Consider the following 16,234-nt stretch of genomic DNA (forward strand, 5'->3'; position numbering starts at 1 on the left):
CTTTCAAGTGTAACTCTTCAATCTCAATTGTTGGCTTGGCAATTGGCTCGGGGTCTCTATAATCGGTACAGCCTATTTTCGGATGTACACATGCACTTTCTGACATTGTTGCTGAATCGTTGGGGCGGGTTTGCCGGGGTGACTGCAACGGTTGCCTTGTGCTTTGCAACCAGCTCCCTGCCTACGCCGCTGTACCCGTTGTACGAGCAAGCCTGGGATATCCCGCCCAGCCAATTAAGCTATGTGTTTAGCGCGTATATGGCATGTGTACTCGCTAGTTTGCTGTGTTTCGGTCGGGTTTCCGATACATTTGGACGCTTTCCTGTTGTTGTGACGGCACTGGTGACGCTCATTGTGGGCTTGGTCATGTCGATGCTGGCGCCCGGAGTGCCCATGCTGTTGGCCGCCCGGGTGCTGATTGGCATAGGCAACGGCATGCTGATGACCACTGCTGCGCTGGCCATGGGCGAGTCGCACCCCGATCGCGACAAACGCAAAGCCGCTGTTGTTAACTCAACGGCAGTGACGGTCAGTTTCGGGTTGGGGCCGGTGCTGGGCGGTGTGATTGGTCAGTTCAATGTGTATCCGCTGGTGCTGCCCTACGTATTTGTGCTGGTGCTTGCTGTGCTAACGCTTTTTGTTGTGTTGCGCTCGCGTCATCAGTTGGCGGGGCCGGTGGGGGCACGTGCGCCGCTGTCGGTGTTACCCAAAGTGGCACTTCCCGGGGCCGGTCGGCGTGTTCCTTTTTTGCAAGGGTGTATTGGCGGGTTTTTTACGTTTGCGGTGGGTTGCATGTTTGCGTCGCTGGTGCCGTCTTTATTGCCCGCCCTCGAGCTCGACTGGCAAGGGCCTTTGGTGGTTGGGGTGGCCTTTTTGTTTATGTCCGTGGCCTCGCTGGCGGTTCAAATGACGCAAACCCGGCATGCGCCCTTTGTGGGCCAGGCTTTGGGCATGTTTGCGTTTGCCCTAAGCGTGCTGGCCCTTATTGCAGGCATGATCTCGCATAATGTGTGGGTGCTGATTTTCAGCATGGTCACGTTTGGTGTCGGGCAGGGCTTTGGCTTTATGTATTCGGCCATGATTGTCGGGCAGTACGCCGACGAGCATCGGCGTTCGGCCAATATATCGACGTTTTTCTTGTTTACCTACACTGGCGCATCGGTGCCTGTTGTGGCGCTGGGCTTGCTGGCCGACCGCATTGGTCTGGCATCGGCCATTTTTTCGTATAGCGCCATAACGGCAGTATTGCTGGCGCTACTGACGGTATCGGCGTTGGTGTTGCACCAACGCGCTTAACCGCGGCCGACTTTCCGCCGTTCGTGAAACTTTCTTTTGTCTTCGTACATAATGCGGTCGGCTTCGCGCAGGGCGGCTTCGATACGTTCGCCTTTTTGGCATAGCGCCCAGCCAATTGCCATTTGCAGCGGCGGCCCGGAATAAAACTGGTTGTTCAGTTCAATCAGTTGTTCAATACTTTCAAGCAACAGTTCGCGCTCTTCTTCGGTGGCGCCCGGCATGATGATGGCAAACTCGTCGCCGCCAATGCGCATGGCATGAAAACTCTTGCCGGCGGCCTGGGCCAATACCTCGCCTGCCCGGCGCAGCAGCGCGTCGCCGGCCGCGTGCCCGTGGGTATCGTTAGCGTCTTTCAGGTTGTTCAGGTCTATCATGACCACAGTCGCGGGGAAAGGCCCTTTACGTTCGACCCGGTTAAGTTCGTCGACAAAGAACGCCCGGTTCTTGAGCTTGGTGAGTACGTCGTGTTTGCCCAGGTATTCAAGATAAGCTTCTGCTTTCTTGCGCGCGGTAATGTCTGTCAATGCCAGTAAGACCAGGTCCCATGAGGCTTCGTGCCCGGCAAACACCGAAAACTGCAGGTGGATATTCAGGGGGGTGCCGTCGAGCGCGTAATTAAGCACTTCGCGCTGTATAAACAGCTTGCCTTCCCACAGGTCGATGAGCTGTTCGCGAAAGTGAGGCAGCATCTCGTCGCGGAAGATGTCGGGCAAATGAACGAGCAAGTCTGGCTTGCTGTCGGCTTTGAACATATCCAGGGTGTACTGGTTGACGTCCAGTACCCGGATCTCGGCCATGCATTGCTCAACGAAGTCGGGATGGACATCGGTAAAGGTACGAAAGTCGGTAATGCCGCGTTCGCGGACTTCGTCGAGCAGCGCCTTGATGCGCGAAAAATCTTCGACCCATAGCGATACCGGCGCGTACTCGAAAATGCCGGTGGCATAACGCTCTTGTTTGGCGACTTGCTCGTGGGCGACTTCGAGTGCGGTAATGTTGTCCAGCGATACCAGAACGCGGTCCCAGCGCTTTTCGTGGTCGGGCAGTACAACGGCCTTGATCAGTACGTCAAGGCGTTCGCCTTCAAGGGTGTAGTTAACGCTTTTGCTCTCGAATTGCTCGTTGCCCGCCCAAAGTTGTTCGAGTTCGTCGATATGGGCTTCAAGCATGTCGTCGCGCAGTACCTCGCCCAGCCTGCCGGCCAGCTCGTCGAACGATGACGCCTTGAACATGTTTAGTGTTTTTTGGTTGACCAGCAAAACCTTGATGCAGGCTGAGCAGGCCGCGACGCGACTGACGTCGGCCTCGAGGTATGCGCGCAGGTCGGACACGCCGTTTGCCCGCCATTGGGCGAAAAGCTCGAATAGCTGGCTGTAATCTTCGAGCCATAGCGAGTTGGGCATGATCTCGAAAAAGGCGGGCAAGGTGGTGCCCCAGGTATCGGCGTGGCTGTTTTGTGTATTGCCTGGCTGCATGAAAAATTCCGGAATTGTGCTGGACAAGCATGGTAACCAAAAAAAACAGGCCCCGTGAAGGGCCTGTTGTCAAAGATTTAGATCATGGGGTGCTTAGATGCCAGGATCTTTGAACTCTTTGATGACGTCGAATTCGACGTTGTAGATTTGGCCGTCGGCCAGACGCTCGGAGCGACGGATGTAAATGTCTTGCACAACATCACGTGTTTCGGGGTCGATTTGCATTGGGCCACGTGGGCTGACCCACTTCATGCCCTTCATGGCTGCCAGGAGCTGGTCGCCATTGGCGTTGGGGCCGGCTTTTTTCAGGGCTTCGTAGATGAGGTGCATGCCATCGTAGCCACCCACCGACATAAAGTTGGGGCGCATGCTGTTGTTCGTCATTTTACGGAAGGCTTCGACATAAGCTTTGTTTTCTGGGGAATCGTGCGCAGTGGAGTAGTGCTGCGAAGTGATGATGCCCAAAGCTTCGTCGCCCATGGCAGGCAGGAGATCGTCGTCGAGGACGTCGCCGGTACCGATAAGCTTGATGCCCTGACCAGCCAGGTTACGCTCGGTGAACTGCTTCATGAGGGTGGAACCCTGGCCCGACGGCACGAAAATGAAGAGGGCGTCGGGTTTCAGGTCGCGGACGCGCTGCAGGAAGGGAGAGAAGTCGGGGTTTTGCATGGGCACGCGAAGCGAGTCGAGAACCTTGCCACCGGCTTCGCTGAAGTTCTTGACGAAGGCCTTTTCGGCGTCGTGACCTGGACCGTAGTCGGCAATGAGGGTAACGGCCGATTTAATGCCGCCTTCCTTGGCTGCCCATTGGCCCATGGGTGCAGTGACCTGAGGCAGCGTCATGGACGTACGCACAATGTAGGGCGACTTCTGGACGATGGACGACGTACCGGCGGCCATGACGACCATAGGTGTTTTGGACTGTGTTGCGATGGGGGCGGTTGCAAAGGCCAGAGGTGTCAGGCCAAAACCGGCCAGAACGCCAACCTTGTCTTGTACGACCAGCTCTTGGGCAATACGCTTGGTGGCTTCAGGCTGAACGCCGCCGTCGTCTTTGACGATAAGTTCGATTTTGCGGCCGGCAACTTCGTCGCCGTTTTGCTGCATGTAAAGACGGGCTGCAGCTTCGATTTGTTTGCCAGTAGAGGCAAATGGGCCGGTCATGGGGATGATAAGGCCAATTTTGAACGGTTCAGCCGCCTGGCTGACCGCAGCGGTCATCAGGCAGGTGGCGGCCAGCGCCACCTTGACGAATTTTTTCATTGTCTGCTCCTGGAAAGGATGGTTATAGCTTTAAAAACCAAGTATTGCTAAAGTATGTAACCACAAAACGTGCGGGGATACTACTAGCGTAATTCCGTACAATAGCCAACACTTGGTTGAGTGTACTGAATGTCCGCACCACGGGATTGTTACTTATTTGGGCAGAGTCTGCAAGCGGTTCAGCCATGTGCCGAACCGCTTCAGGGCTGTTAGTTGGCGACCGATACGCCGCTTTGCCGCTTGATTTGAAGCCAATGCACCGCGACCAGTACGATCATGAGCACCAGACCTGCAATGTCTGTCCAGCCGGCGCCCTTAAAGGCGTCGGCCGGAATAAGCATGAGCAGCCCTGCAGCCATGTAAAGTACACGCTGTAACGCGCTGACGGCCACCCAGAAATACCCCACCACCGCAATAGAACCGGCAAGCACGCCCAGCGACGCGGTAATGACGGCCCAGATGATGGTGCCTGCCGAGCCTTCCATGAGCAACGCCGGAGAGAACGCAAACAAGAAGGGCACAACATAAGAGCACCAGCCCACACGTGTTGCCGTCCAGCCAACCTTGGAGCCGTCGCAGCCTGCAATATTGGCGGCGGCAAAGGCGGCAATAGCCACAGGCGGGGTGATCATGGACATCATGCCAAAATACATGACGAACATGTGTGACGCCATGGGCGAGAGGCCGGCCTGAATAAGCGCAGGGGCAATAAGCGTGGCCAGCAAAATATAGACACCGACGGTGGGCATGCCCATACCCAGAATAATGGCGACGACCGAGGTCATGAGCAGCAGAACAATGGTGCTGTCACCACTAAGCGCAAGCAGTTGCAGCGTCAGGCCAAATGCCAGACCCGTCAGGTTAAGTGTGCCGATAACCAGGCCGGCTGCGGCGGCAATGACCAGCAGGTCGATAGACGCCTTGGCTGTGCTGATGGTGGCCAACAGTAATTCGCGCAGTGGTGTGCGCTCGCCTTTGTAGCCAAAAATCAGGTTGAAAATGACCAGCAGCGCTGCAGCTTGTAATGCCGCGTATTCGGCGGCCACATTGAAAAACACCAGTCCGACAACCAGCACTACAAAGGGGATGGGAAAGTACCAGCCATGACGCATGACTTCTTTGATGGCGGGCAGGCGGTCCATCGGTTCGCCTTTAATGCCGTGCTTGGCGGCGTCGAGGTCGACCTGGATGAACAGGGCCAGGTAATACAAAAAGGCGGGAATAAACGCGGCAATAAGTACGGCGGCATACGAGGTTTCAAGCAGTTCGGCCATCAGGAACGCGGCTGCGCCCATGACCGGGGGGGCCAATTGGCCGCCTGTTGAACCCACGGCCTCGATGGCCGCGGCGACGTGCTTGGGAAAGCCGGAGCGTTTCATCATGGGGATGGTGATTACGCCCACAGCAGCTACGTTAGAGACCGCACTGCCGGAAATCATGCCGAAAAGGGCCGAGCCGGCGACCGAAATTTTGGCAGAACCGCCGCGATACTTGCCCATGACAGCCATGGCCAGATCGCCAAAAAACTGTGAGCCGCCTGTACGGCCCAGAATTTGACCCATCAGGGTAAATGGCACTACCACAATAATGGCAATGGCCAGGGTTTGGCCCAGCACCGCATTGGTGTCCATACCCAGGTAAACCAGCAGCCGGGTGAAATCGATGGGGCGGCTGACGAATTCGTCGGGCAACAGGTGGCCCAGCATGGCGTAGGCCACGAGTACCAGCACTACAATGACCAGGGTCATGCCGGCCGTGCGCCTGACGGCCTCGAGAATGAGCGCCACAATAATGGCACTGATAATAATGGCGTCGAGCGGCCGGTAAATGACCTCGTTAACCAGAACAGGGTAACGGATGGCGATGTAAAAACAGGCCACCATGCCGGCCAGGCCGGCTATGGCGTCAACCCAGGGCGTTGGCGTGTCTTCGGGTGAAGGGCGCGCCCGAATAAGCAAAAAGGCCAGGCCAAGGGCCATGCCTAGAATGGCTGCTAAAAATTGTTCGTTGTACAGACTAAGCTGCAAATACAGCGGCAGCTTCAGTACCCAGGCGATGACCGTGACTGTCATCAGGGTTTGCAGGGTTAAAGAAAGCGTGTTGCGAAGCTTTGGGGGAAGGCCCCCCGCCTGCAGCCCGGATGCGATCTGATTCATGGTCACCAGCCTTGGGTAATGATTACATGCTTAAGTGTTACTTGACGAGGCCGGCTTCTTTGTAGAAGCGCAGTGCGCCGGGGTGGAATTCGCCAGGCATGTCGGGTTTGTACATCAGCTTGACGTCAAAGCCGCGGAACGGTGCGAACGAGGCGGCCAGCTCAGGCTGGTTCTCGTAGACTGTTTTCATGGCCTTGTAAACCACGTCGTCTTTGGTGTTGGTGCTGGTCAGCAACAGGTTGTCGTACGCCAGTGCAGCGGTGGGTTCGCTGACGCCGGCCAGACCTGGGCGTGGCTTCTCGACGAAGGGATAGCCATACGGGAATACTTTGCGCATGGCTTCAAGCGCAGCGGGTTCGGTGTTAATAGGCAGCATGCGCAGGCCACCGACCGAGGCGTCGATTTCGGTGACTTTAGCAGCGCCCACGGCAAAGAAGAAGCCGTCGACGTTGCCGGCCGCCAGTTCGTCGGCGCCACGGCCTACGTTGGGGACCAGAACCTGACGGACGTCTTGGGGTGTCAGGCCGCCGGTAGCCAGAAGGGCATCGACAATGGTGTTGATGGTGCCCATGGCGGTAAAGCCGTAGGTAAGGCGCTTGCCTTTCAGGTCGGCCACGGTTTTGATGTCGGAGTCGGCACGAACGAATATTGCTGTTTTAAGCGGGAACAGGACCGAGGCGACGCGCAGGTTTTTGGCCGGACGATCTTTGAAAACGCGCTCGCCGTGTACGGCTTCTGCGCTTTCAATGACGTTGGCAATACCAAAGTCCAGTTCGCCGGTGTCGAGCAACGGGATCAAAACGCTTTCGCCGCTGTTGGGCTGAACGCGGGCTTGCATGCTGCCTTTTTCGGTTAGGACTTTGGCCAATGCCGAGCCACTTGAGTAGCTCATGGTGCCCTGGCTCATGGTGCCGACACCAACGTTTTGTGCAACGGCTGTTGCGCTGCAGGCAGCGGCGACAACAAGCCCGGCTAGAAATTTAAACTTCATGGTTTGTCTCCTCGGGGTTGGGGGTAAAGCAGTATTGTTTTGTGTAAATGTTAGTCGATTTGGGCGGCGCGACGTACGCTGTTGATCATCGACGAATTCATCAGGAACGCGCGGTGTTTTTCCGGGTCAGCTGCCGTATCGCGCATTTCTTGCAGGCGTTCGGCCCTGATCTGCGGGTCACGCTCTTCGAGCATTTTCTTATTGCGAATCGTGATGGCCTGTACATACTCAATATTGGTCAGGCGGCGTTGGCGATCGTACTGGTCGAGCAGGGCTTCGGGTGCACCGTCGAGCACGATACGGGCGAGCTTGTCGGCCAGATTGATGGCATCGTGGATGCCGCTGTTCAGGCCCATGCCGCCCAATGGGTTATTGACGTGTGCTGCGTCGCCGGCCAGTGCAATGCGGCCTTTTCTAAACGACTGGGCAACGCGCTGATGGACACGATAAACACTGCGGTAAGGGATTTCGTAGGTTTGGTCGGGTGACAAAAACCCCTGGATACGACTTTGTACATAGTCGTCTGACAGTACTTCGGCTTCGTCTTGTTCCGGCTTGATGGGGAAGGCAATACGGTAGATGCCCGGAGGGCCATCGTGCGGTTGAACAAAAATGGCTGCCCATTCGTCCGGGTCGGCAATATACGCGTTGCCGGTAAAGCCGTGTTTTTTCAGGTCAAATGTGGTCGCAAACACCAGAAAGCGTTCGGGCCATGTAAAGCCTTCAAATTCAATGTCGGCGGTTTTTCGCACAATGCTGCGAACGCCGTCGCAACCCAGCAGGTAGCTACCGCGCAGTTCTACCGTATCGCCATTGGCGCTTTCGGCCTGCACGGTGACACCGTCTTCGTCTTGGGTATAGCTGCTGCAGGTGTGGCCAAACATGACGCGCGCGTTGGGGTATTTTTGCAGTGCCTTGAAAGCCAGATGCGACAGTTTATGTTGTTCGCAATGCAGGCGGAACGGGTAAGGGGTTTCGTCTGCAATCAGGTTCAGGTCAAATTGGGCCACCAGGCCTTGCTTGCGGTCCCTGATCTGCCACTCGGGCACTTTAATGCCCATGTTCAGCAGTTCTTGTCCAATAGACAATGTATCCAGCATCTCAACTGTCGGCGGGTGAAATGTCCCGGCGCGCAAATCGGTGGGGATCTCCGGGCTGCTCTCCAGGATAACGACGTCAAGTCCTTTTTCGGCCAGCGACAGCGCTGCGACCAGTCCGACCGGCCCGCCGCCGGAAATAATGATGGGGTGATTGCTCATGTGTGTTACCTGGTTTATTCTCGACCCGGAGTCGTGTAATTTTGAACATGCTCATTTTTGAGCGTGTTCCATTCTATGGGTGTAGTTTGTCGTTGGTCAACTCAGGTAAAACGCGAAGTTCACCGTTTAGCCCGGGTTAATCAAGAAGACGTATAAAAAATCAGAGAGCAACGACGTATGGTCAAAAGAAACCAGGCGGCAGCGGCCCGTGCCGATGACGCCGCGACATTGGGCTTGCGCGAGCGTGGCAAGCTCGAAAAAAGACGCCGTATCAAAGCAGCGGCGCGCCAGGCATTTACCGAAAGTGGCTACGACGCGGCCACGACGCGTGATATTGCGGCGTTGGCCGAAATTGGTATCGGGACGTTATTTACGTACGCCAAAGACAAACGCGAACTGCTGCTCATGATTATTAACGACGATCTGGATGCGTTGGCGGGCACAGCGGTTCAGTCGGTTGACCCGCATGCACCTTTGGTCGATCAGTTGGCCGCTTTTTTCGAATCGCGTTACCGATACTGGGCCGGCCAGCCCGCCCTGGGCAGGCCCGCCGTACGCGAGACGCTTGACTTTCTGGGCGGGGTAGCACCGCAAGGGCCGGAAGCCATCCGGTTTTATGCCCGACGACCTCGCATGCTGGCCGCCTTGACCGACATCGTACGAAGCTGGCGACAGCGCGAACGGGTCGCTGCCGATGTGCCCGTCGACCTGGCCGCCTCGTTGTTCATTACCATTTACCTTACCGAGGTGCGTCGCTGGTTGATGGAGCCCGCGCCAAATGCCGACGAGGGCTTGCGTCGCTTTCGCGAACTTGCTTCCCTGGCGATTCGGGGCGTGGCCCCGGCCAGCGGCCCAAGCGCGGCCCCCGAAGGCGGGTCAAACAAGTTATCCGGGGTGTAATTTCACTGAGGTTGGGGTAAATCGGTATCGAATAATGGTTGAAATCTAAACCAAGTCGTGCAAAATAGTGGGTGCAAGATAATTTAGGTTTCAACTAAGGAGATATCATGAGCACTGCCGCCAATCACCTGGAACAGCTGGCCGCCGGCAATTTCAAGGTCGTAGATCTGACCCATACATTGTCGCCCGACTTCCCCCCCCTGCAGTTACCGCCGCAGTTCGGTCAGGTGGCTGCATTCAAGATGGAAACCATCTCCGAGTACAACGACGCCGGCCCCGCCTGGTACTGGAACAACTTCACCTGTGGCGAGCACACCGGCACGCACTTCGACGCGCCAGCACACTGGGTTACCGGTAAAGATCACCCGCAAAATACCGTCGATACCATCGACCCCAAAAACTTCATTGCCCCTGCTGTTGTGGTAGACGCCACGGCCGAAGTCGCCGCCAACGAAGACTGGGTCATGAATGTCGATTTCCTGCAAAAATGGGAAGAGAAGCACGGCCGTATTCCTAAAGGCAGCTGGGTGTTGCTGCGTACAGGCTGGGCTGCCCGCCTGTTCAAAGACCCGGCTTCGTATGTCAACGTTCGCGAAGATGGCGCGCACACCCCCGGTCCTTCACAAGAAGCTGTCGAGTGGCTCATCAAAGAGCGCGACGTTCATGGCTTTGGTGTTGAAACCATTAATACCGATGCCGGTCAGTCGTATGCATGGCCCATGCCTTACCCTTGCCACACCCTGATGCACGGTGCCAACAAGTATGGTCTGCAGTGCCTTAACAATCTCGACCAGTTGCCCGCAACCGGCGCGATCATTGTTGCCGCACCGCTGAAAATCCAGCGTGGTTCGGGCAGCCCGCTGCGCGTTCTGGCACTGGTTCCCTAAGGAGGCATCATGACCCACCAGGCCCAGGTCATTATTATCGGTAGTGGCATGAACTCGCTGGCTTGTGCCGCGTTGTTGGCCAAGCGAGGCAAGTCTGTTCTGGTACTCGAGCGTAACGACCGGGCCGGTGGTTGCATCCGTACCGAAACGCTGTTTCCCGGTTTCACCCACGAAGTCTTGTCGTCGTGGTACCCGTTGTTCATGGGGGGCGGCGCCTACGCCGAACTCAAAGACGACCTTGCCACCGTTGGTGTCGAGTTCGTCGCCAATGACTACACCACGGGTATTGCTACTCCCGACGGTCAGCTGTTGGCCCTCAAGCAAGACATCGAAGACAGCGTCAAGCGCATCAATGCCATCGCCCCGGGCGATGGCGATGCCTTCGGTGCCATGGCCGGGCAATTGTTCGGCCAAGACGCAGCGCTTACTTTTGGCCTGTTGGGCAACTCGCCCTACAGCGGCAAGGTGCTGCGTTTGTTGTTCTCCGAGTGGCGCAAGCGCGGCCTCAATGGCTTGTTGCAGTTTGGCGCCGACTCCATCGAATCTTTCCGGCGCTGGTCCGAACGCGAGCTCAAGTCTGACCTGACCCGCGCCATGATCAGCCCTTGGGTATTGCACACGGGTCTTGGGCCTGACGAAGCGTGCTCGGCCCTGATCGGCAAGTTAACGTTTGCGGCTGTTGTGGCCGGCGGCATGCCGGTTGTTAAAGGCGGTGGCCAGCGTCTGGTCGAAGGCCTGCAAACCTTTATCGAGCAGCGCGGCGGTAAAGTGCTCACCGGCGTCGACGTCGAGTCCATCACATTAAGCGGTTCGCGCGCGACGGGTGTTGTGGCCAATGGTCAGGCCTATCAGGCTTCCGAGGCTGTGGTGTGCAACGTAACGCCGCCGCAACTGTATGGTCGTTTGTTGCCCCGTGCGCCCGAACCTGTTCGCAAACAGGCGCAGGGCTATCGCTTTGGTCGCGGCTGCATGCAAATTCATTTTGCGCTCAATGGTCCGGCGCCCTGGGCCGACCCCGAAATGCTTAAAGTGCCGTTGGTCCACCTGACCGAAAGCATGGAAAACGTGGCTTTGGCGGTTTGCGAAGCCAACAACGGGCTTATTCCGCGTCGTCCTACCGTGGCTATCGGCCAACCGGTTGCGGTCGACCCAACCCGTGCGCCCGAAGGCAAATGGATCCTCTGGCTGCAATTGCAAGAAATGCCTTCGCAGTTACGGGGCGATGCGGCCGGCGAGATCGACGTTCCTGCCGATGGCCGCTGGAATGAAACCGTTCGCGAGGCCGTGGCCGACCGTGTGCAAAAGCGCATCGAAACGGTCTTGCCCGGTTTGTCCGACCTGATTATTGGCCGCAAAGCTTATTCGCCTGGCGACCTCGAAGCCATGAACTGCAACTTGGTGGGCGGCGACCCTTATTCCGGGGTGTGTTCGCCAGACCAGTTCTTCTGGTTCCGTCCGTTTGCCAGCAACTCGGGGGCGAAGGCGCATCGTACGCCTTACAAAAATGTGTATCAAATCGGCGCGTCAACGCACCCTGGCCCCGGTCTGGGTGGCGGTTCGGGGCAAATTGTGGCCGATATGCTCACCAAACGCTAAATCAGCCGTTCAGGTCTTTTAGCAGTCGGCGGTGCTGTCGTACTTCAGACAGCACCGCGCCAAATGTCTCCAGCCCGCGCGCCTTCAGTGCGGGGATCACCTTAAGTAATGCATCTGCCGTCGCAATGGCGTCGCCAATGGCCGTGTGGCGCGCCTCTTCGGGTATGGTGATACCCAGCCGATGTGCCAGGGCGTCGAGGCTATGGCTTTCGGCTTCGCCGTACACCACTGCCGAGAGCAATACCGTGTCGAGGATGGGGTGGTCGAAACGGCAGCCCGCAGCGCTTTCGTGCCGGCGTATAAACGCCATATCGAAGGGTGCATTGTGCGCGACCAGCACGGCGCCTTCGGCAAACTTATGAAAACGTTGTACCGCTGTGACTGTGTCGGGGGCCTCGGCGACCATGTCGTTGGTAATGCCGTGTACCTGGGTGCTGGCGCCCGGGATATTTCGGCCCGGGTTGACCAAGGTGTCGAAGGCCTCGGTTTTAACCCGTTTGCCGTTAATGATGCGAACGGCGGCAATTTGTACAATTTCGTCGCCCTGGTCGGGGTACAGGCCGGTGGTTTCGGTGTCAAATACCACATAGGTCAGTTCATCCAGCGGCGTGCACGATACCTCGGCGTTACCGGCCTTCGAGAGCAATTTGAAGTCGTAGACCACGGCCCGGGGTATGGCGGGTGGTCGTCTTTGCGCCAGCCTGGCCTCGCGGATATGCAGACACAGCTTGGGGTGTAGCCGGCTGCTGTTGTCGGGGACCAGTGTGGCGCCATGAATGGACAGCACACCTTGCACGGTCATGTCGGCCAACCCCACATCCAGCGGCGCCGTCAGCAGTTGTGACAGTGCCTCGTCAGACAAACCCAGGCCTTCCCACGATAATTCGGCCATTGCGCCCGCGCCGTCGCTGCGGATGTTCAGGTGAAGCGCGCCGTGCGGCAAGGGCAGCCGGTTGATCAGGGCGGTAATTAAGGCTACCAGCTGAAACCCGTCGCATCGAAGAATAAGATCTGTGGTTTCGGTGGTTAGCGCCACACCTTTGCTGCGTAATGTGGCTTGCAGGGTCGAGGCCAGGTCGCTGGCGCGTATCATTGACAAAGGCCAGTCGCCGGGGCGGTCGGTATCGGGCCGAATGCTGTGCGTGGCCAGGTCGCCAGTAATGTCGCGCAAGGTAAGGACATAACCGCTATGCGACGGGTCGTCGGTAGCCCCCGAAGGGCTGCCCAGCAGGCGCATGCGTGCGGCCAATACCCGGCCTTCGTTCTGGGTAGAGCACAAAATATCCGACGCGGCATCGGGGTCGTCGGTTTCTAGCAGCCGTGCATAGGCGTGCTGGATGGGGGCAGGATGCAGATAGTCGAATACCCGCCGGTTTAACCCGGGAGCGACACCTGCATCGACCCCGCCCAGCAGGCTGACGACTTGCCCGTTGTAAAAAACCAGTTGATGTTCAGCAGAACACAGCATCAGGCCCACGGGTACGTCGGACAGCAGTCGCTCAAGGCGGTCTTTTTCCAGGGCCAGTGTTTCGGTTTCGCGGGCAACGGCCTGGTCAAGCGCCGTGCGGGTATCAAGCAGTTGTTGCGCCAGTTCGCGTGCGGCGGGGATAAGGTCGGACAAATAGGCCGTGCGTTCGGGGGCGGGGATAGCCGTAGCCTTGCCATGGGTGAGCGTGCGTAGATTGCCCGCAAGGCGCTGCACGGGTCGGGCGATGTGTTCGTCGATGACCAGCCAGGCCCAGGCGGTAAGCCCAAAAATAACAAACCCCGCAATGACGCCGCCAATGACCAGCGCACGGACAATGTCTGGGTCGTTGGCCCGGTGATAGCCGAAATACAGCCCCCCGGCCAACGCCAGCAGGCAGCCCGCGCACAGGGCAGCAAAAACCCTGAAGATCTTCAGGCGGGTGCGGCTGTGTGCGGCCATGGTGTGCGGGTTATGGCCGGCACACGGCGCGAAGTAAGGCCGTGTCGTCGTTTGCCGGTTGCCATTGGGCGCCGGTCAGGGTGCCGTCGGGGCTTAAATTGGCTGCGCCGCCCAGGTCGGCGCGCAGCTGTTGCTTGCAATCTAAGGCCACTGCAACGGTGCGTGTCGGTTGCCAGCGTTCGATCAGGTAGAGTTCGGTGCGGGCCAGCTCGGGCCGGGATTCAGACCGGGCAATGGCCTGGGTGTCGACGGCGACAAACCTTACCGTTACCGGCGCCAGGTAAGTCCAGGGGGCCCATGGGGCGCTGCGTTCGCCGGTGCCCACCACCACAATATGGTTGGGTAATGCCGATTCGAGCCTTGAAAACCAGGTGTATTCGTTCCAGACAGCGTAAGCAATGACCGAAGCGCCAATGGCTGCCGGCATGACCCAGCGTTGCAACTGGCGACCCGAGCGGCGCATGAACCGCCCGATAATGAATACGATGCACGCCGCCAAGGCGGCAATAGCCAGCATTGCAATGAAGTCAGCCCACATGAATTGTTGTCCCTTGTTGTTGTAATTTAAGTAGCTTAAACCGGAACGCGCCGGCCGTGGCCGATGGCCGACTGCATTGTACGCACGACGACAAAGGCGTCGCGCAGGTGGTTACGCTCGAATTCGGGCAGGTCGGCAGGTGTCAGGAAGTTGTCGGGCTTTTCTCCGGCCCGAATAAGCTTGACCTGGTTTTCGAGGCGCAAGGTGGCAATGAGGTCGTACGCTGCAATAAGTTCGTCAGCGCCGCTGCTCGAAATAATGCCGGCATGGCCTGCCGCCTGCAGCCGGGCCCGCGTGTTGATGTCGGTCAGTTGCCCCATCAGGGCGTAAGCCCGGCCCAGGTCGGTTACGGGTATTACGCCGTTGTGTTTCAGGTCGATCTGGTGGCGGTTACGGGCGGTGCGTACGGTAGAAAACCCCCGTATCAGGCCAAGCGGCGGGGTATGTTTCAGGCTGTTGGCCACCATGTGTGCCATAAAAATCGTATTTTTCGATGCCGCCAGTAAGGTTTCGGCCTGCAGGTCGTGGTACAGCGGCAAGTGGCCGCCAATGGGGCGAAGGTCGAACATGACCGAGGCCAACATGTGCGACTCGGGAGCGTGGCGCGTCATCCAGGTACGAAAGTACTCGCGCCACACACTGACAGGCTGGCACCAACGTGGGTTGACGGCCATCATGTCGCCGGGGCAATACACGTAGCCGCAGGCGTTCAGGCCGTCGCACACAAAGCGCGCCAGCTGGGCAAAGTAGGGCATGTCGTCGGGGCGTACGTTGTCGTCAATAAATACGCAGTTGTCCTGGTCGGAGACCCCGGTTTGCTCTTGTCGCCCCTGGCTTCCGCAGGCCAGCCATAAGTAAGGCACCGGGGGCGGCCCAAGCCGGGCTTCGGCCATGGCCAGCAGCCGTTGGGTGACGGCATCGGTAATGTCGGTGATATGGCGGGTAACGACTTCGTGCCGTTGTTGCCCGGCCACCAGCTGGATCAGCAAACGCGGTAATGTTTGCGTAAGTTTGACAAGCTGGTCGACGTCTTTGGCCTGGCTAATGTCGTGGATAAGCAGGGCGCTGCTAACCGCCTGAAACCGTGTAATGTCGGTTTGGGTGATGATGCCGTAAAAATGACCATAATGAACAATGGGCAGGTGGCCGATATTGTTGTCCATCATGGTGCGCAGCACATCGGCGCCCAGGGCATTAGGCGGCAGCGTGGGTGGGTTGGGTGTCATGACCAGCCCGACGGCGGTGCGCGGGTCAAGGCCTTCGGCCAGCACGCGGTTGGTCAGGTCGCGCACCGTAATAATGCCCACCAGTTGCTGGGTGTCGGCCTGTAATACGCCCAGACACGAAATGCCTTCGTCACGCATGATTTGCGCGGCGCGCACCACGGGGGTGTCGGGTGAACAAGCAATAGCCTTGCGGGTAATCAGGTCTTCGACCTTTAGCGAATTGATATCGGTAGGCCGGTTTTTCGTGCGGCTCCCGTAATAAAAGTAGTGGTCGAACGCAGGTGAGTGGCGAATCAGTCGACGGAATTCAGGAGCGGGGATGAGCAGTGTTTCGGTGTCGGACCGGGCCTGTGCTGTGGTCGAGGCCAGGCCGTTGCCGCTGCGCATAAGACCGCGTTCGCCAAAGCTTTGCCGCCGCGACAGTTGCGACACCGTAGCTCCGTTGCGATCGGTAATGTCAACATCGCCCGAGACAATAACGTGCACGCCGTCCAGGGGCTCGTCGATATGGTAAATGTAGTCGTCGCTGCGATACCGACGCGGGCTGATTGTTCGGGCCAGCTGGGCAAGTTGTTCGCCCGGCAAGCTGTTGTAAGGGGCCAGGGTTTCAAGAAAGTCGCCGATATCAAGCGGTGCAGTTGCCATGACCAGGCCCTTAAGCGGTCAGGGTGCCGTGCGGCACCCTGAGTGTTAATAAATGAGGTGCCGGGCGGGGCTGAG

12 protein-coding genes are annotated in these 16,234 nt (G+C 58.0%); 4 read left to right on the top strand and 8 right to left on the bottom strand.

Annotation, left to right across the window (positions count from 1 at the left end; translation table 11 throughout):
- The first annotated feature begins 90 nt into the window (after positions 1-90).
- Positions 91-1,296 carry an MFS transporter gene (locus tag GTU67_RS09360; RefSeq protein ID WP_185779812.1) on the top strand — a complete coding sequence of 402 codons (1,206 nt, stop codon included), beginning with the start codon at positions 91-93 and terminating at the stop codon, positions 1,294-1,296.
- On the opposite strand, the gene GTU67_RS09365 is transcribed toward GTU67_RS09360, so the two are convergent.
- From GTU67_RS09365 to GTU67_RS09385, 5 genes are all read right to left on the bottom strand, one after another.
- A complete protein-coding gene (locus tag GTU67_RS09365) occupies positions 1,293-2,771 on the bottom strand; it encodes a sensor domain-containing diguanylate cyclase (protein WP_185779813.1) in 1,479 nt (492 codons plus the stop codon). The two genes, GTU67_RS09360 and GTU67_RS09365, sit on opposite strands and share 4 nt — an antisense overlap.
- A 93-nt stretch (positions 2,772-2,864) precedes the next feature.
- On the bottom strand, positions 2,865-4,034 hold the full coding sequence (locus GTU67_RS09370; protein ID WP_185779814.1) for an ABC transporter substrate-binding protein: 1,170 nt from the start codon (positions 4,032-4,034) through the stop codon (positions 2,865-2,867).
- A 209-nt stretch (positions 4,035-4,243) separates the two neighbouring features.
- A complete protein-coding gene (locus GTU67_RS09375; protein ID WP_185779815.1) occupies positions 4,244-6,190 on the bottom strand; it encodes a TRAP transporter permease in 1,947 nt (648 codons plus the stop codon).
- A 37-nt stretch (positions 6,191-6,227) separates the two neighbouring features.
- A complete protein-coding gene (locus tag GTU67_RS09380; protein WP_185779816.1) occupies positions 6,228-7,181 on the bottom strand; it encodes a TAXI family TRAP transporter solute-binding subunit in 954 nt (317 codons plus the stop codon).
- A 50-nt stretch (positions 7,182-7,231) separates the two neighbouring features.
- Positions 7,232-8,440, bottom strand: coding sequence for an FAD-dependent oxidoreductase (locus GTU67_RS09385; RefSeq protein ID WP_185779817.1), 1,209 nt, complete (start codon positions 8,438-8,440; stop codon positions 7,232-7,234).
- Between the two features lie 177 nt (positions 8,441-8,617).
- Here GTU67_RS09385 and GTU67_RS09390 point away from each other — a divergent pair, with 177 nt between their 5' ends.
- The 3 genes from GTU67_RS09390 to GTU67_RS09400 all read left to right on the top strand — a co-directional run bounded on the left by GTU67_RS09390 (position 8,618) and on the right by GTU67_RS09400 (position 11,823).
- Complete coding sequence (locus GTU67_RS09390) at positions 8,618-9,340, top strand: TetR/AcrR family transcriptional regulator (protein WP_185779818.1); 723 nt, start codon at positions 8,618-8,620, stop codon at positions 9,338-9,340.
- A gap of 107 nt (positions 9,341-9,447) precedes the next feature.
- Positions 9,448-10,227 carry a cyclase family protein gene (locus tag GTU67_RS09395; RefSeq protein WP_185779819.1) on the top strand — a complete coding sequence of 260 codons (780 nt, stop codon included), beginning with the start codon at positions 9,448-9,450 and terminating at the stop codon, positions 10,225-10,227.
- Positions 10,228-10,236: 9 nt separating this feature from the next.
- Positions 10,237-11,823 carry a phytoene desaturase family protein gene (locus GTU67_RS09400; RefSeq protein WP_185779820.1) on the top strand — a complete coding sequence of 529 codons (1,587 nt, stop codon included), beginning with the start codon at positions 10,237-10,239 and terminating at the stop codon, positions 11,821-11,823.
- A 1-nt stretch (position 11,824) separates the two neighbouring features.
- Here GTU67_RS09400 and GTU67_RS09405 read toward each other — a convergent pair whose 3' ends face one another.
- The 3 genes from GTU67_RS09405 to GTU67_RS09415 are packed head-to-tail and all read right to left on the bottom strand — an operon-like array spanning position 11,825 to position 16,159.
- Positions 11,825-13,750, bottom strand: a complete 1,926-nt coding sequence (locus GTU67_RS09405) for a 3'-5' exonuclease (RefSeq protein ID WP_185779821.1) — start codon at positions 13,748-13,750, stop codon at positions 11,825-11,827.
- 10 nt (positions 13,751-13,760) lie between these two features.
- Complete coding sequence (locus GTU67_RS09410) at positions 13,761-14,288, bottom strand: hypothetical protein (protein WP_185779822.1); 528 nt, start codon at positions 14,286-14,288, stop codon at positions 13,761-13,763.
- A gap of 35 nt (positions 14,289-14,323) precedes the next feature.
- Positions 14,324-16,159: a DUF294 nucleotidyltransferase-like domain-containing protein gene (locus GTU67_RS09415; protein WP_185779823.1), complete on the bottom strand. Its 1,836-nt coding sequence runs from the start codon at positions 16,157-16,159 to the stop codon at positions 14,324-14,326.
- Positions 16,160-16,234: the final 75 nt, after the last annotated feature.

Source organism: Pusillimonas minor (assembly GCF_014237865.1).
Classification (GTDB): domain Bacteria; phylum Pseudomonadota; class Gammaproteobacteria; order Burkholderiales; family Burkholderiaceae_B; genus Neopusillimonas; species Neopusillimonas minor.

What these genes read in the sequence shown, in the direction of transcription:
- GTU67_RS09360 (WP_185779812.1), top strand. Translation starts at nt 91, where the DNA reads ATGCACTTTCTGACATTGTTGCTGAATCGTTGGGGCGGGTTTGCCGGG.
- GTU67_RS09365 (WP_185779813.1), bottom strand. Translation starts at nt 2,771, where the DNA reads ATGCAGCCAGGCAATACACAAAACAGCCACGCCGATACCTGGGGCACC.
- GTU67_RS09370 (WP_185779814.1), bottom strand. Translation starts at nt 4,034, where the DNA reads ATGAAAAAATTCGTCAAGGTGGCGCTGGCCGCCACCTGCCTGATGACC.
- GTU67_RS09375 (WP_185779815.1), bottom strand. Translation starts at nt 6,190, where the DNA reads ATGAATCAGATCGCATCCGGGCTGCAGGCGGGGGGCCTTCCCCCAAAG.
- GTU67_RS09380 (WP_185779816.1), bottom strand. Translation starts at nt 7,181, where the DNA reads ATGAAGTTTAAATTTCTAGCCGGGCTTGTTGTCGCCGCTGCCTGCAGC.
- GTU67_RS09385 (WP_185779817.1), bottom strand. Translation starts at nt 8,440, where the DNA reads ATGAGCAATCACCCCATCATTATTTCCGGCGGCGGGCCGGTCGGACTG.
- GTU67_RS09390 (WP_185779818.1), top strand. Translation starts at nt 8,618, where the DNA reads ATGGTCAAAAGAAACCAGGCGGCAGCGGCCCGTGCCGATGACGCCGCG.
- GTU67_RS09395 (WP_185779819.1), top strand. Translation starts at nt 9,448, where the DNA reads ATGAGCACTGCCGCCAATCACCTGGAACAGCTGGCCGCCGGCAATTTC.
- GTU67_RS09400 (WP_185779820.1), top strand. Translation starts at nt 10,237, where the DNA reads ATGACCCACCAGGCCCAGGTCATTATTATCGGTAGTGGCATGAACTCG.
- GTU67_RS09405 (WP_185779821.1), bottom strand. Translation starts at nt 13,750, where the DNA reads ATGGCCGCACACAGCCGCACCCGCCTGAAGATCTTCAGGGTTTTTGCT.
- GTU67_RS09410 (WP_185779822.1), bottom strand. Translation starts at nt 14,288, where the DNA reads ATGTGGGCTGACTTCATTGCAATGCTGGCTATTGCCGCCTTGGCGGCG.
- GTU67_RS09415 (WP_185779823.1), bottom strand. Translation starts at nt 16,159, where the DNA reads ATGGCAACTGCACCGCTTGATATCGGCGACTTTCTTGAAACCCTGGCC.